The sequence below is a fragment of the Armatimonadota bacterium genome (genome assembly GCA_016223145.1).
GTDB lineage: Bacteria > Armatimonadota > Fimbriimonadia > Fimbriimonadales > Fimbriimonadaceae > Nitrosymbiomonas.
In genome coordinates, this window is sequence record JACRPN010000001.1 from 146,615 (window position 1) to 161,795 (window position 15,181).

Sequence of the window (15,181 nt, forward strand, 5' to 3'; positions counted from 1 at the left end):
AGCCAGAGCCTGCTGCGGAACGGAAAAGTAGAGCGCACTGCAGGCGAAAGCCGCCAGGCAGCGCACTGTTCGTGTGGACAAAGACATGTCAATCCTCCTCGCGCTCTTCTCGTGCAGTTATCCACAAAGAGAGGCGCTTGAGGGTTGAAGCGCAAAGCCGCCCGGTTCCCCCTCCCCCCTCAAAAAGCCTCCCGTAGACTTTTCGGGGCCGTCAACCATCCAATCAGGCGGCGACGGGTCGCCGTCCAGACGGCCCAGAAGCGCCGACAATTCCGAGATCGCCGCCTGCCTGTTGCCCTGGGCAACCAGGTTTGCCGCAGTGGTGAACGCGGTGCTGAGCGCGTTTCTGCGGCCCGCTGCCGCGTTGGCATTGGGGGCGTCGATCAGCGTCAGGCTGAAGCCCAACACGGCGGCCGCATCGTTTCGTATGGCGTTTTCGATCCATCCGCCCGGCACGCCTGGCGTCAGGGGGGTCGGATCCTGGGCGTCGTTCACCCCGTCGACATCCGTGTCGGGGTTGCACGGCGAAGTCCCCAAGGCAACCTCGGCTCCATCGCTCAGTCCGTCGCCGTCCGAGTCGGGATTCAGAGGGCTCGGGCAGCCTGTGCCGTGGGCCATGTCCACCTCGGTGCCGTCAAGCAGGCCGTCTCCGTCGGTGTCCCCAACAAGCGGATTGGTGTGATGCGTGTTGACTTCAGCTCCGTCGATCAGAAGGTCGCCGTCGGTGTCTGCCACGTTCGGGTCGGTGTGGTAGACGTTGACCTCGTCCAGGTTGGATAGGCCATCGGCGTCAATGTCGCCATTGGCTTCGTACTTGATGGTCAGCCAATCGAACTGCCCCTGGCCCTGCCCACTTCCGGTGACATAAACATTGCCAAATGGGTCCATCGCGATGGAGACCGGAACTGCTGCCCCAAGCCCTAATCCAAGGTATCTGTCGACCCAAACAATCTGGCCGGTCTCTCCATCGAATTGCACGGTCGTGAAGTGATCTCCCTCATATAATCCACGAGAGTTGCCGGTAACGACCGCATCTCCTGAAGGCTTCAGGACGAGCCCCGACGCTACGTCCACCCAGCTATCCTGGTTGTCGTAATACGATGTCCATAGTTCGGCACCCTGCGGTCCAAACTTGGTGACAGCATAGTCACCGTTACCGTGCCATACTGCGGTGCCGCTAACGAACACATCTCCGTCCGCGTCCACAGCGATATCATCGTTCGAAACCGGCCCGGGACGAATGGCGAACCACTGCTCATTGCCTTCTGTGTCGTACTTTGTCGTTCGAGAACCGCACGTCACGTAAGGATTACCGTTGGCATCGAGCGCAATCGCAGCTCGCCCCCATCCGGTCCCATCGCTGAATTGTGCTTCCGCAGTCCACAGCACGATTCCATTCGGGTCAACCTTGCAGGTTCTGGCGTACCCTGCAGTACCCTGTGTAACGTATGCGTTCCCGCCGGAATCGACGGCGAAGTCGTAGGTTCCCACTGACCCGAGCGCCCACAGTTCATTGCCGTTGCCGTCCAACTTCATCAGGGCACGCCCCAAGCCGGCCCCCAGTACGTACACATTGCCCAAGTGGTCGGTTTCGAGCCCAGTTGGATCACCTTGGGTGTCGAAGCGCGATTCCCACAACTGAGTTCCATTGGAGTCGTACTTGAGGACCACGCATTGGCGCGGGCCATAGCTGGCAGTGAATCCGGCAACCAGAACGTTCCCGTCTCCGTCTAGGGCAACCTTGTGACCCGCTGCGCCGCCACTGTTCAGCGGGTTTCCCCAATACCGAGCGACCCAACGGAGTGAGCCGCTCGGTCCGTACTTGATGGTCACGCACTGATTGTCTGCCTTGCCGGTTACATAGGCGTTGCCGGCGGAATCTGCGACAACGTCCTTGGCGGCCTCAGCGATGAAGCTGTGCTCGCTATATCTCGACGCCCAACTCATCTGGAGTTGGGCAGAGGCCCCGGCAGGCATAGCCATAGTGACGAGGGCGACGGCGGCCGATAGGCTGAGCTTCGCCGCACGGTTCTTCAAGGTCAAGTTCATTTCGCTAACTCCTCCCTCCAGAAGCCCCATGCTCAGGGGGCGTTTTGCCAAGAGGCGCCTGCGTTGTCCCACAATGGCTCTCCGGGCTCAACCGGTAGAAGCGCAAACCGACCGGTTGCCCCCTCCCCACTTTTTCACTTCTCGCAAAGAGACCAGGGCGGCCAATCGGCCGCCCTGGTGTGGAAAGGTCCCTATCCCCCTAACCGCTTGATGCCGTCAAGCGCATTCTGCTGCTTGGGGTCGAAGGAGAGCGCCTTGCGGAAGTGCTCGACGGCCTTGGCTTTGTTACAGCGAGCCTCATAGACCAGCCCGAGCTCCGCCCAGGTCTCGGCCGCATCGGTGGAGTTCTTGTAGAGGTCCAAAGCCTTCCTCAGCCAAATCTCGGCGTCCGTTAGGTCGCCCCTCATGCGCTGGATCTCGCCCACCAGCGCGGCACGGTTCGGGCGGCTCGGGTTGTCGGCGACCGCGCGCCTGGCGAGGTCCAGAGCCTCGTCCAGGTTCTTTCCCGTCAAGGCGAAGATCGAAGCCAGGTTGTTCAGCACCATGCCGTTGGCGGCATCGATCGCTAAGAAGTCGCGGTAGACCTGGACCGCTTCGTCAAACCGCTTCAGGTCCTTCAGCATCTCGGCCAGGTTGATCGAGCAGAAGGGGTTCTTTGGCGCGAGCGCCAGCGCCTTTCGAAGGATGGTCTCCGCCTCCGGATACCGGCTCACCTTTCGCAGGTGATTGCCGTATCCGAGGTGCACCTGGGCACTCGCGGGCGCGAGCTCAAGGGCCCTCTTGAACGCCTCCTCAGCCTCTTTCGGCTTGCCTGCTTGGGCTAGGCCGTTGCCCAGGTCCAGCCAGCGTCCAGGATTATTCGGCTCGATCTCGGCGGCTTTGGCCAGCGCCTTCGCCGCGTCCGCGTGCTGGCCCTGCTTCTTGTACACGTTGGCCAGGCTCGCCCAAACGTGGACCGCGGAGGCCCTAGCGCCGTAGAGCTCGATGGACCTCTTGTAGGCTAAGATCGCCTGAGGAAGCTCGTTCCGCTTGAAAAAGACCGCGCCGAGCGTGTCGAGGAAGTTGGCGTTCCTGGGCTCAAGCTTGGTTGCCTGCTTGGCCAGCGCAAGCGCCTCATCCAGGTTGATTCCCCGCTCGGAGAACTCCCACGCCAGCCAGTTCAGGGTGAAGGCATCGCCCGGAGCGATCTTAAGCAGCGCCCTTGATTCCGCGACGGCTTCCTCAAACCGGCCCGTTTTCGCGAGCAGATCGGCGAGATTGGAGCGCGCCTCGATATTGCCTGAGCGCGCCTCAATGGCCTGCCGGAACAGGTCTTCGGCCTCTTTGAGCAGCCTGTTGCGCTGTTTGAGGAGCCCGAGACCGTTCAGCGCGTTCGAGAACTTGGGGTTGATCTTCAGCGAGCGCAGGTAGGCGGCTTCGGCCTCCTCCCAGCGGTTCATCCGCTCCATGAGCATCGCCACCTCATACGGCGCTTGCGGGTCTTGCGGCGCCAAGCGCTCAAGCTCCGCCAAGTGTTTGACAGCTTCGTCGAACTTGCGGAGCGCCACCAGGCACCTGGCCAGATTGACGTGGGCGAAGGGGTCCCTTGGTTCCATCGCGACGGACTTCCTAAGGAACGGCTCTCCTTCTTCGGGCCTGCCCATGTCCGTCAGCGCGGCTCCGAGCCGCCAGTGCGTCTCCGGGTCCCGCGGCTCTAGCGCGAGGGACTTTTTAAGGATTTCAACCGCCTCCACGTGCTGGCCGAGTTGTGCGAGAACGTGGCCAAACCCCCTCATCCCCATCGCAAAGTCCGGCGCCATCTCGTACAGTCGCCTAAACCAAGTCTCGGAGAGCCCCAGGTTGCCTTCCCGATGGTAGAGGTTGGCGAGGTTCATGTAGGCCAACCGGTTGGTGGGTCCGGCTTCGATGGCCTTCTTGTAGGCGCTTTCGGCCTCCCGAATGCGGCCGAGATCCTCCAGGGTGTAGGCCATGTTGGTGAGGAAGGAGGTGTTGTTCGGGTCGTATTTGACGGCGTACTCATGGGCAACGAGGGCCTCTTCGAGCTTTCCGAGGTCGCTCAGGATGAGCCCTTTGCGCTGCCAAAGGTAGGGCTGTTGTGGCTCTCGTCGCAGGCCCTCCTCGACCTGTTCGAGGGCTTCGTTGGTCCTTCCCGTTCGATGCAGGGCTCCGGCAAGGACCTGGCGCGAGTTCCCGTCGTTGGGGTTCACCTCGATCGCCCGTCGGCCATAGATCTCCGCGTCCTTCAGCCCGTCCCTCGCTTGATAGTAGTATTGGGTGAGGAACTGCCACGGGTTGACGTGATACGGATCTATCTCGGTGGCCAAGTGCACCACCTGCAGCGCCTCTGGGATCCTTCCCATTCGCTGCAAAATCTTGGCTTCGCCATGAAGCACGAGCCCAGCGCCGGGGAGCAGCCTCTTGCCGTTGCGGGTGGCGACGAGGGCTCCTGCCAGATCGCCGGAAGCCAGCAGAATGTCGGAGAGCTCCATGTGTGCCCAAGGCCAATGGGGCGCAAAGCGAACAGCGATCCGGGCCTCTTCTGCCGCACGCGGCAGGTTACCAATCTTCTTGAGCGCGATGGCCAGGTTTTGGTGCGCCAAGGCACTTTGTGGCTCAAGTCGCACAGCTTGCTGGAAGGCGCGGATGGCCTCGCCCATGTCGTCGCCTATTTCGTGCAGGATTCCCAGGTTTATCCAGCCAGCGCACGTCGGGTTCTCCCTAAGCTCGCGCTGCAGCCCCTCTATTCCTTCCTCTCGGCTCTGCCATAGGCCCAAGTCGGTCCACGGCCTCACGGCGTCGGCAATGTCGGCGTTCCAGGACGGGATGGGCTGTCCCTCGACGATCGGCACGACGGGGATGGACCGCTGTTGGCCCTTGCGAATGAGCGACACGCCAATTCGCTTGCCCATCGAGCGCCAAGCCACGCGCCTGACGTCGAGCATGCTTCGCGTAGGCTGCCCATCCATGGCCACGATCACGTCGTCGCGCCATATCCCCGCCCGCAGTGCAGGCGAATGAGACCACATATACAACACGCGAACCCCGTCTGCGACGCTTTCGCCCTCCAGTAAAAGTGAGCCGCCCGGCATCGCCAACCGATAGAGCGCGCTCTGGGTGGTTAGGCGCGATGTCCCATCGACAAGTAAGTGAAACGTCGTGGACGATTGGCCTGGTGCCTTCACCGAGCGGTATGCCGAACCTTGGGTGAGCCGCAAAACGCTCAGCCTCTTCGGTTCCGTGGGCTTCGACCCTTCCACCACAACCGATTCGGTCATCCCCGTGGCCGTCTCGCTTCCAAAGCTGTTGAAGAAGGCCACCTTGCCTTCCCTAACCTGCAAGGTCGCTCTGAGTCTTTGCGATTCGTCCTCGGTCCTCGCGACCTCCAGGCCAAACTCCGTGCCAACGACCTGGGCCGTCGCGACCGGAGTCACGACCTCGAATGGCGACCCGGCCAAGTCATGCTGCACCGAAGCATAGAGCCGGCCCAAGCCCAGCGAGATCCGGTTCGGCCTGGAGGCCGAGACAGCGCCACGCGGCGCATCGGGCAAGGTCACGATCGTGTTGAACCCGAGCCCCACGATCGTCCCGTCGCTAAACCGCAGGGTCGCAGTACCCATGTCGCCGGTCTCGATGCGAGACCCGAAAGCCACTTTCATGCCTCGCGACGCAGGCCGCGCCTCCTTCGCGCCCGGTTCGTAGACCTGCAGATCCCCGACGACGCGGACGAGCGTGCCCGCTGTCGGCGGTTTCACGGCGACTGCACCTTTATGGTCGCCCCTGCCGCGTTTCGATGGCGGCGGGCTCTTGGCGCCGCCCTTGTTGTCGGCCACCGGGCCATTGCGATCCGGGGCCGAGCGGTCCGGCGCCAGTCGCTCTGGGAGCGGCCTCGTCTGCTTCGGCGGCGCCGGGGCGACGGCTCTCGAGCGCTGGAGCTGCCACGTCACGGCCAGGTAGCCAAGAAGGATCAGAGCCGCCAAGCCGGCGAACGCCAGGCTCCAACGAATCGGACGCGACGCCCTGGGCAACCCAAACCCCCACCGCCCCATGGCCTCTCCGTTGAAGGTGCCGTAGGAGTGCTCCTGCTCTTTGGCTTTGGCACGTGCCCTCGCTCTGTCCAGAAGAGCGTCCAGGCCCCGCTTCCGCGCCGCCTCGCTCATTAGGATCGCGCCCGCCCCATCCGCCGACCGAACCAGGGATTCGAAATGGTCGTCAAACGCCCCGCCCTTATCGCTCGAAGTGGCCCCCCGTCCCAAGCCGCGAAGCTCGTCCAACAGGCGCGTTAGGGCTGTGCTGAGATCGCGCTCGTTCATATCACCAGCAACTCCAGGCAGATCATGCGGAAAGGCTCGTCGCCCAGCCACCGCAGCATCTCGCGTCGCGGCCTTTCCCTGGCCTTCTCGAGGAGGCGCTCGACGGAGCGCTCGGTTCGGCGCATGATCCGCGCGATCTCGGGTACCGAGAACCCCTCGACGTAACGCATCGAAACGGCCTCGCGCTGGTCGGGAGTGAGCGTGTTGAGCAAGGCCTGCACCAGGCGAACCCGATCCAGGCTAGCCACCAACTCCTCCACCGAGACTGAAGGATCGTGGAGTTCCCTGAGCCGTGACCTCGTCTCGGAATCAATCCGCACCAGGCGGTCTTCCGGAATTCGCTTGGCCGCGCCCGTCCTTCGATGAAAGTCCACGATGCGGTTTCGCGCCAGCCCGCAGAGCCAGCTGAAGACCGAGCACGAGCCGTCGTAAGTCTCGCCCATGTCCATCGCGGCGAGGAACGTGTCGTTGGTGATCTCCTCGGCGTCCTCGCGGGAACCCCGAATCCGGCGAACGACGAAGCGCAGCAACGGGTCGCAGAAGGTCTCATAGACCTCCCGCGCCGCCGCCTCGTCTCCTCGTGCCATACAGCCGATCAAAGACGCTTCACTCTCGCGCGAATGCTCGCGCTCACTGACTGCCATCTGCTACGGTACGGCCTCTCGCTGTGAACTCAAAGGCTAGCCGAGTTCTTTGTAACGACCTATGTCCGTCGTCACACTATGATTCGGCAAGAGAGCGCTCCAAACCTTTCAAGCGCAATCTGAGTCCGTTCCCCCCCCTGTTCAGGATGTCGTTCTCACAAGATTGCTCACAGGAATAGGATCAAGGTCCAATGTAGGCTGTGCCCTAAATCCGAGGTCTCACCAAAGCATCGCAAAAGTGTCCGAAGAGCAGACTCGGCCTGTTGTCAATGCCCGTTGTCATCGACGGTGTTCTACAGGATGCTTGGGAACCTGGGAACCTCGAATCAGGCAGGGCTTGCAGGTTCGCAGGTTCAACGAGGGGAGTTCGATTCTCTCCGGCGGCTCCAGGAATGCCTCCACCGTTGCGCCTATCAAGGGGATGTCATGTTCCCTTCTAGGGCGTCCAGAGCGCCGCGCCAACACTGCACTGTCTTCCAGTTGAGGCCCACAATCCACCGGCGCAAGGTTCAGCACCTCGCCCTGCTCGGAAGCGGCCGACATGCCGACAATTTCCTGCAGGGCAGCGCTTCCTCAAGGACATTTCGTGGGTTTTTCATTGCATCCATCACAGCACACGATCGCGGCGCCCGGCGTCGCCCGCCGAACGCTTCACGGCTTGTCCCACCTGCTCGACCTGGCGGCGACCGCGCAGCAGAGCGGAGACGACACGCGGTATCGGGCGCTCGTAGAACGCTGCGCCGACTGGTTCTCGGCGAAGGGCGCCTCCCTGTTCATCGGAGTTGGCGACGAATACAGCCTTGTGGCGCGCGCCGGCGCCGACGAGAGAGCGCCCGCGAACGCCTCGATCCGGCGGGGTGAAGGGGTAGGGGGCGCCTGCATCGCCGACGGCAAGCCCCGCATCCTCAACGATCTCGATGCCGACCCCGAGCTCTCGGGCCGAGGCATCCGTAAGCGGTCCGACATCGGCTCTGCCATGGTCGTGCCGCTGATCGCGCCGTCCGGCGGGTGTGTGGGGGTGCTCAACCTCTCCCGAACCCCCCAAGACACGCCGTTTGGATCCGACGAACTGGCGCTTGCCAACTCGGTGGCCGCCTATCTGGGTCTCTCCATCGCCAACGCGGACCTCGTCCGCCAACTGCAGCGCTCACTGAATTCATCCAGCGCCCTCCAGGACCAGCTTGAGGGCATCCTTTTGGGAGTTGGGGTCGGGATTTTGGCGTTCGACAGTCGTGGAAAGCTGGTCCGCTTCAACCCGGAAGCCGCACACATTTTGGGCACGGACCTGCACGTTGGGAGTACCGGCAAGAGCCTGCGTTGCGGTGTGGACCCTGCACTCTCCCGAGCCATTCAGGACGCTCTGGCCGGGAAGATCTCGCGCGCTCATGGGCGCTTCGGCCCGACGACGGAATCGGGCCGAAAGAGCTGGAGCCTGACCGCGAAACAGCTTCAAGACGGTGTCGTTCTGGCACTGCACGACACCTCGGACCTCGAGGAGGCGCAGGAGGAGCTCTCCCGCGTGCGGAGGCTCGCGGAAATCGGGCAGATGGCGGCCGCCATTGCCCATGAGATCCGAAATCCGCTGACGGGCATCCGTGGCGCGGCCCAGGTCATTCGGGATGAACCCGAACTCGCTGCCGAGTTTGGAGAGATCATCGAGTCTGAAGTAGCCAAGCTCAACCGCCTCTGCGAGGACTTCCTCGACTTCTCCAGGCCGTTGCGGATGGTGAAGGAGCCAATGAGGCTGAGCGAATCCTTCGAGACTCCGATCAAGCGACTACGCTCCACATTCGACGAGCGCGACATCGAGCTTAGCTTTGTTTCAGAGCCCGAGGAACCGACAATCCTAGCGGACCCACGGCGCTTGGAGCAAGTCGCCCACAACCTGTTGCGCAACGCCATGGAGGCTTGCGTGCCGGGCGGAAAGGTCCAAGTGCGAATCAACGGTGGGACTGCCGAGGTCCAGGACGACGGATGTGGGATGGATGAAGAAGCGATGAGCAACCTGTTCGTTCCTTTTCACACCTCAAAGCCGAGCGGCACCGGTTTGGGTCTGAGCAACGTCCGACGCATTCTGGACGCCCACGACGCCGCGATCGAAGTGGTCTCGGCAAAGGGCAAGGGAACCACATTTCGACTCCGATTTCCGACAGGTGACATGGCTTGAAAGAACCGAAGCGCCTCCTAATCGTCGACGATGAGCCGCACATTCGGCGTGTGCTCCAGGCCGCATTTGAGAAGGCCGGCTATGGGGCTGGCTGTGCGGGCGATGCCGCCGAAGCGCTGGAGCACCTTAGGGAAAGCAGCTTCGACCTGGTGCTCACCGACGTGACGATGCCGGGCATGACCGGCTATGAGCTGCTTCGAGAGATCAAGGCGGCCCACCCGGAGATTCCGGTCGTCATCATGACCGCTTACGGAACGATTCCCGCGGCCGTTCAGGCGATTCGAGACGGCGCGTTCGAATATATCACGAAGCCGTTCGACCTGGAGGTCTTGAAGAAGGTCGTGGCCTCGGCTCTTGAGGAAGCAAGCAGGCCCGCCGAAACCGCCGGCCCGCGACGCAGTTCTCGAAGCAAAGCCGGATTCCAGATGATCGCCGAATCGCCGGCGATGAAAGAGGTCCTCGCCACGATCGAGCAAGTGGCCGATTCCAAGGCGACCGTGCTGGTGACGGGTGAGAGCGGCGTTGGAAAGGAAGTGGTCGCCAAGGCACTCCATACCCTTTCGGCGAGGTCAGCCAAGCCGTTCGTGGCTGTGAGTTGCGCAGCGTTGCCCGAGACCTTGCTTGAGAGCGAGCTGTTTGGCTACGAGAAGGGCGCGTTTACCGGGGCTAACGGCTCGAAGGTGGGCCGATTTGAGCTGGCCCACACGGGCACTCTGTTTCTGGATGAGATTGGCGACATCCCCGCGACAATCCAGATCAAGCTCCTGCGCGTCCTCCAGGAGCGCGAGTTCGAGCGACTGGGCGCGAGCAGGGCAACCAAAGTGGACATTCGGCTCGTGACGGCGACCAACCGGGACCTGGCCGAAGCGGTCGAAGCCGGCACGTTCCGGCTCGATCTCATGTACCGGCTTCAGGTGGTCGAGATCTCGATTCCGCCGCTTCGCGAACGCCTGGAGGACATCCAGCCGCTGGCGGAGCACTTCCTGGCCAAGTGCGCTGCCGACAATGGGCGCTCGAAGCTCAAGGTCGGGGCCGACGCGCTCAGGGTGATGCAGGGTTACCGATGGCCGGGCAATGTGCGCGAGCTTGAGAACACGATGGAGCGCGCGACGGTGCTGGCGCCTGAGAGCGCGGAGGAACTGACGCTCTTCCTGTTGCCTCCGCATATGCGAAAAGCGGCATAGAACCGTGTTGAGCATGGCCTGCGAGCGGAAGTATCCGATCGACAAGCGGTGAGGCAACCCAGGCGAGGCGCTTGGGCTACAACGGCTTGCGCTACTTTGCGGCCCAGAGGAAGCCGCGCCGGGTGATCTCTTTGGGCACTTCAGCCTCAAGAATGTCGGCGTGATGCCCCAGGGCGTTGTAGAACACCCGCCCTTTTCCGAAATGCTTCGTCCAGACCGTCGGCATTTTGCAGGGGTTCATCTCGTGCGGACCGCCGACTCCCGGGGCGGGGAAGTCGCAGGTCGCCAGCACCTGCACGCCGGGATCGACGTGAAGGTAGTACTGCTCGCTGCAGACCTCAAAGTCCTGCAGGCCCTCGATGATCGGGCTGGAGACGGACCGGCAAAGGTTGACCGCATACCGGACACCGTCGTTTCCGGGGTGAGCCACCCACTGGCCGCCGGTCATGAACTGCCAGTCGGTGTCGTTGCGAAAAGCGTCGCACATGCCGCCGTGGCACCCGGCGAGGCCCACGCCATCGTCGCGGACGGCTTTGACGACAGGCTCGCGCTGCTCATGCTTGATCTCGCCCATGGTCCAGATCGGTACGATCAAATTCAGGCGCGAAAGCTTATCATAATCTTCAAAAGCGGTTAGGGTGTCGGCGACTTCGACCTGGAAGCCTTCGCCGGTGAGAATGGAGTGAAAGAGGGCTGCGACTTTGTCCGGTTCGTGGCCGTCCCAGCCACCCCAGACGATGAGTGCCGATTTGCTCATGGCGTCTGTGAGCGTACCTATCGGAAGTCTGAACTCGCCGGAGCGGTGATCTAGGCTCAGTACCTACTTGTGCAGCGTCAGGTTGCCCTGCACGCTCGTCGTGCCGCCGGGGATCAGCGACAGCGTCTTGTCGCCCTCACCGATCTTGAAACGGACGGTGTCGCTGGCGTTCTCCAGCATCCCTTTGGGGACCGTCGCGTCCTTCTCGGTCTGCTGCCTGAGCTCCTGCCAGGTCCTCCCGGCGACTTTGTCCACCTTCAGCACGATTTCGTCCTTCGCCACGCTCCACGAACCCTCATTGGGCACGTTGTTAATTTTGAGGACGAAGGTCTTGTCCTCTTTGAGACTTAAACTGGCCTTGGTGTCGACCTTTGACAAAAGGAACTGTGCGCGCGGATCCTCCTTCAGCCGTTGAGGGATTTCGATCTCACCCTTCCATTCGCCGGCAAGGGCGGCCTCCCGGTTGCTGCAGCCGGCGAGGCACAATGCAGCGGCAAAGAGCGGGATGAGCGCGGCCTTTCGAACCATGCCCGATAAGATACACCGCATCGCCCTCTGAACTCCAGTCAACCCGGGCCCTCAAGAGCCATACTTGAGAGCGTTCCGTGAATATCGTCTCCTCGCTGGAAGCCCTCTTGTTCGTCGCCGACGCCCCCGCGCCGGCGGAAGCCTTGGCCGTCGCCCTCGGCGTTTCGGTTGGGCAGGTGGAGCAGGCGCTCGAAGTGCTTCAGGGTCGGCTGGCCGAGCAGAGCAGCCTCGAGGTTGTACAGCTCGCGGGCGGCTATCAGCTCAGCACACGAAAGGAGTATGCCGGGGCGATTAGCGAATTCCTGAAGCCGCAGCGCTCCCGCCTGAGCCGGAGCCTCATGGAAGTTCTGGCGATCGTAGCCTACCGCCAGCCCATCACCGCCGCTGAGATCGAGCGCGTGCGCGGCGTTCAGAGCGACTATGGGCTGCGTTCGCTTCTTGAACGGCGCCTTATTCGCGACGTCGGGCGCAAGCAGGCCCCCGGGAGACCTACCCTTTATGGAACCACCCAGCAGTTCCTCCACCAGTTCAACCTAAAGGACCTGGCGAGCCTGCCGCCGCTCGATCCCGCGCTTCCCGCAAAGCTGGATGCGGCGCTCGAAACCCTTCCAGGCACAACCGAGATTCCAGCGGAGGAAGAGACCGCTGCCGGCCCGAATCCTGACGCTTGACGTGGCTTGGGCGCGTCTGGTCAGAAGGTAGACTTGCCGTCCTCTCCCATGAGAAAGCTCGTGCTCCTGGTGGTCCCATGCTTGCTGTTCTGCGCGTCGATGGCGCAGGCGCAGAAAGCCAAGCCTGCGCAGAGCGCCGTCACCGCCAAGAGCTTTGTAGTCATGGAGGCGGGCTCTGGCAAAGTCTTGCGCTCCTCCAACCCTGACGCCAGCCGCTTTCCAGCCAGCACCACCAAGATCTTGACCACGCTTCTGCTCCTTGAGCACTGCAAAGCCGACGAGCGAATTCAGGCAACGCCTGAGGTCGAGACCATTGAAGGGTCCAGCCTCCACCTCAAGGCAGGGGAGACCGTCACCGCCACCGACATGGCCTACGCCTTGCTTCTGCGCAGCGCCAACGACGGGAGCTACGCGACAGCGGTTCACATCTCGGGCTCGGTCGAGGCGTTCGCCGAGCTTATGAACCAACGCGCCAAGGAGATCGGCTGCACGAACACCCACTTCGTGAACCCCAACGGCCTTCCCGATCCCAACCACACGACCTCCGCAATGGACCTTGCCAGGATCGCGCGCGAGGCCATGAAGAGTGAGCGATTTCGGGAGATCGCTGGCACCCGCAAGCACCAGATCTCGCGCGACATCAACCTGGAAGACACGTGGCTGATCAGCAAGAACAAATATCTGGCGTGGGACCCCACCAATGAGGGCATCAAGACCGGCTACACAGCCGCCGCCGGCCAGTGTTTTGTGGGGGCCTCAACGCGCAAGGGGATGCGCATTATCACGGTCGTTTTAGCAAGTAAAGATTGGAAAAACGACTACAAATCGCTCAACGATTGGGCGTTCGCGCGGCATAGCCTGGCCACGGTCGAGCCAGCCGGTGCAAAGGTGGGCGAGGCGAAGGTCTTGGGAGGGGCGAAGGACAAGGTTGGGCTGCGCTTGGTGGACGACGTCCGCTATCCTCAGTCGGGCGATGCGGCTCCGAACCTCAAGATGAAGGTCTACGGGATCAAGGGGCTCTCCGCGCCGATCAAGGAGGGCCAGCGCGCGGGCAGCGCCATCTTCTCGGACGGGACTGGCTGGACGTTCACAGCGCCATTGGTGGCCGCCGAAGAAGTCGGCCACGGTTCGTTGGTGGCCCGGGCCGCGCACATGCATTGGTCGAGCTACGCCCTGGCGGGCATGCTGGGCGTGGGGGCGATGGTCGTCCGCAAGAAGGCCCGGAGGATGGCGAGCGGTGCAGGACGACGCTAAAGAAGTCCTTCACAAGCTCATCTCGGCGACTGGCGTCTGGAGCCGCCGCAAGGCTCAGGACCTGATCGTCGAGGGCCGCGTCAAGGTCGATGGCTGGCTCATCACGAACAAAGCGGAACGCGTTCCGGTGGGCGCCCAGGTGCTGGTGGACGGCAAGCCGATTGAGAAGGCGCGCATGCGCTATCTGGCGCTCAACAAACCCGCCGGGGTCACCACGACGATGTCCGATCCCCACGCCAAGAGAACCGTGGGCGACCTGGTGCGGGAGCTCGGCGTGCCCGTCAAGCCGGTGGGCAGGCTCGACGCCGACACGGAAGGGCTTCTGCTGCTTACGAATGACGGCGACCTTGCGTTCCGTCTGACCCACCCCTCTTTTGGGATCGAAAAGGAATACGAGGTCGAGGTGGTTGGCGAGGTCACTTCCGCGACGATGGACAAGCTAGAGAAAGGCATCTACCTCGAAGGAAAGCGAACCGCCCCTACCCAGATTGCGCGCGACGCCGTGCACGTCAAAGACGGCCGCACGAAGCTCCGCATCGTGCTGCATGAGGGCCGAAAGCGCCAGATTCGCCAGATGTTCCTGTTCATGGGGCACCCGGTGAAGAAGCTCCGGCGCATGAGAATCGGGGGTGTGAGGCTGCGCGGCCTGCCCAAAGGAACCTTTCGCGATCTGGATGGCGGTGAGGTGCGGAGCCTGAGGTTAGCAGTGGGTCTGGAGGAGGCACCGGTTCGCCAAAGTTCCAAGTCGAGGACGCCCACCCGAGAAAATGCCAGAACCAAGCCCCACAACGCATAATGGGCTGTGCGCCCGAAACTAGTCGTCGCGAACTGGAAGATGAACATGGCCGTTGCGGAGGCGGAAGCAGCGGTCGAGTCGTTCCTAAGGCATATCGACACGAGGACGACTGCGGACGTAGCCATCTGCCCCCCCTACCTTGCGATCGGCGTGGTAGGCGAGGTGCTCCGGGGCTCTCGCGTCGCGCTCGGCGCACAGGACGTCTTCTGGGCGGAAAAGGGCGCCTTCACCGGACGGATCAGCGCGAAGATGCTGGTGGACGTGGGCGTGAGCACCTGCATCGTGGGCCATTCCGAAACGCGCGGGAGGTTTGGCAAGCTGGAGGTGCCCGAGTCCACGATCGGCTACTTCGCCGAGACGGACGAGACGATCAACCTCAAGATCAAGGCGCTGCTCTACGCCTCGATCGCGCCGATTCTATGTGTGGGTGAGACGCTTGCCGAGCGCGAGGCGGGAAGCACCGACGCCGTGATCGCAGAACAGATCGTGGGCGCTTTGGTGGGGCTCGATCCTTCTGAGCTTGGTCCGCTTTCGATCGCCTATGAGCCCGTCTGGGCGATTGGCACGGGGCAAACGTGCGACTCGGCCGAGGCGAACCGCGTTTGCGGCGTGGTCCGGGCGGAAGTGGCAAAGCTTTGCGGCGATGATCTGGCTCAGAGCATGCGGATTCTCTATGGCGGCTCGGTGAAGTCTTCGAACGCCTATGAGCTCTTCCACCAGTCGGATATCGACGGCGGTCTTGTGGGCGGCGCAAGCCTCGATCCGGAAGAGTTCAGCCGGATTGTGATGAGCGGGTAGGGGATGCGGGCCGAACGTCCGCG

The 15,181-nt window shown here is 62.7% G+C and carries 11 protein-coding genes; 6 read left to right on the forward strand and 5 right to left on the reverse strand.

Features of this window, described 5'->3' with window-relative positions; translation table 11 throughout:
- Nucleotides 1-117: 117 nt before the first annotated feature.
- The 3 genes from HZC36_00620 to HZC36_00630 all read right to left on the reverse strand — a co-directional run bounded on the left by HZC36_00620 (nt 118) and on the right by HZC36_00630 (nt 6,946).
- A complete protein-coding gene (locus tag HZC36_00620; GenBank protein ID MBI5705473.1) occupies nt 118-2,049 on the reverse strand; it encodes an SBBP repeat-containing protein in 1,932 nt (643 codons plus the stop codon).
- 191 nt (nt 2,050-2,240) lie between these two features.
- Nucleotides 2,241-6,359: a tetratricopeptide repeat protein gene (locus HZC36_00625; GenBank protein MBI5705474.1), complete on the reverse strand. Its 4,119-nt coding sequence runs from the start codon at nt 6,357-6,359 to the stop codon at nt 2,241-2,243.
- Nucleotides 6,356-6,946 carry a sigma-70 family RNA polymerase sigma factor gene (locus HZC36_00630; protein MBI5705475.1) on the reverse strand — a complete coding sequence of 197 codons (591 nt, stop codon included), beginning with the start codon at nt 6,944-6,946 and terminating at the stop codon, nt 6,356-6,358. Before HZC36_00630 ends, HZC36_00625 begins: the two co-directional genes overlap by 4 nt.
- Nucleotides 6,947-7,589: 643 nt before the next feature.
- Between HZC36_00630 and HZC36_00635 the strand changes: the two genes are divergently transcribed.
- Nucleotides 7,590-9,170, forward strand: coding sequence for a GAF domain-containing protein (locus tag HZC36_00635; GenBank protein MBI5705476.1), 1,581 nt, complete (start codon nt 7,590-7,592; stop codon nt 9,168-9,170).
- Complete coding sequence (locus tag HZC36_00640) at nt 9,167-10,354, forward strand: sigma-54-dependent Fis family transcriptional regulator (GenBank protein ID MBI5705477.1); 1,188 nt, start codon at nt 9,167-9,169, stop codon at nt 10,352-10,354. Before HZC36_00635 ends, HZC36_00640 begins: the two co-directional genes overlap by 4 nt.
- Nucleotides 10,355-10,445: 91 nt before the next feature.
- Here HZC36_00640 and HZC36_00645 read toward each other — a convergent pair whose 3' ends face one another.
- Entirely contained in the window at nt 10,446-11,111 is a 666-nt protein-coding gene (locus tag HZC36_00645; protein ID MBI5705478.1) for a ThuA domain-containing protein, read from the reverse strand.
- A gap of 63 nt (nt 11,112-11,174) precedes the next feature.
- Nucleotides 11,175-11,660 (reverse strand): hypothetical protein, encoded by a 486-nt coding sequence (locus HZC36_00650; GenBank protein ID MBI5705479.1) that lies wholly within the window; start codon nt 11,658-11,660, stop codon nt 11,175-11,177.
- Nucleotides 11,661-11,716: 56 nt separating this feature from the next.
- Between HZC36_00650 and scpB the strand changes: the two genes are divergently transcribed.
- Genes scpB through HZC36_00670 form a run of 4 tightly spaced genes read left to right on the forward strand, consistent with a single transcriptional unit; the run spans nt 11,717 to nt 15,158 of the window.
- Entirely contained in the window at nt 11,717-12,310 is a 594-nt protein-coding gene (scpB, locus tag HZC36_00655; protein MBI5705480.1) for an SMC-Scp complex subunit ScpB, read from the forward strand.
- Nucleotides 12,311-12,358: 48 nt separating this feature from the next.
- Nucleotides 12,359-13,564, forward strand: coding sequence for a D-alanyl-D-alanine carboxypeptidase (locus tag HZC36_00660; protein ID MBI5705481.1), 1,206 nt, complete (start codon nt 12,359-12,361; stop codon nt 13,562-13,564).
- Nucleotides 13,548-14,360, forward strand: coding sequence for an rRNA pseudouridine synthase (locus HZC36_00665; protein ID MBI5705482.1), 813 nt, complete (start codon nt 13,548-13,550; stop codon nt 14,358-14,360). Before HZC36_00660 ends, HZC36_00665 begins: the two co-directional genes overlap by 17 nt.
- A gap of 6 nt (nt 14,361-14,366) precedes the next feature.
- Nucleotides 14,367-15,158 (forward strand): triose-phosphate isomerase, encoded by a 792-nt coding sequence (locus HZC36_00670; GenBank protein ID MBI5705483.1) that lies wholly within the window; start codon nt 14,367-14,369, stop codon nt 15,156-15,158.
- The last annotated feature ends 23 nt before the right edge of the window (nt 15,159-15,181 follow it).